This window comes from Chryseobacterium sp. HNCC26DJ238, assembly GCF_057180465.1.
Window position 1 is genome coordinate 1 of sequence record NZ_JBXUGI010000050.1, and the last position, 734, is coordinate 734.

At 43.1% G+C, this 734-nt stretch carries 1 pseudogene; it reads right to left on the minus strand.

Annotation, left to right across the window (positions count from 1 at the left end):
- Window positions 1-734, minus strand: a pseudogene (locus AC2A07_RS19665) (T9SS type A sorting domain-containing protein); the annotation flags it as partial.

Here is a 734-nt window from a genome sequence, read left to right on the forward strand (position 1 = left end):
ATCTTCCAGTTTTCTCTGCCCAGTTCCTCAGCACTGGTTCCTGCTAAAATAATAGAACCGTCACGGTTCAGTTTGATATCCGATAACCGTTCTTCCTTCTTCTTTGATTCTCCTTTGACGTGCTTTCTCCATTGTTCGTTTCCGTTCTGGTCAAGGTAGAGCATCCAGAAAGTTTCATCATCTGCTTCAATTCTTCCCTCTGCCTGCGTGTAGCCGCCGATTAAGAACCCTTTTGAATTTTTATCGTCTGCACTTTTTATGACGCTGAGTCCCATCAGGATATCCCGGTTCTTAAAACTGTAGGACTTCTGCCAGTTTTCTTCTCCTGTTTCTCTGAGCGAGAGGAGCCATACATCTGTTCCTTCTTCAATTCCCACGGTTTTATTTCCTGATCTTTCAGATCTTGATTCACCTCCAATGATGTATCCTGTAGAGGTAAGGGCTAAAGTTCTCAGGTGGTCATCTCCTTTTCCTCCGTAATTTTTCTCCCACTCAACTTTTCCTTCTTTCGATATTTTAACGATCCAGTAATCTCCTTCACCTTCATTATCGGTCTTTTTAGAATAGGTATTCAGTTTTGTCTGGGAATTCTCAGGCGATGAATCTCTAAGTTCTTTTGTTTTGGAGGGATTTGTGAAGGATGCACTCCTTGAATATATGCCCAACAAAACACCGCCGTCAGCGGTCGGGATCATTTTTTCCACTTCATCATTTCCTCTTCCGCCGAGGATCAG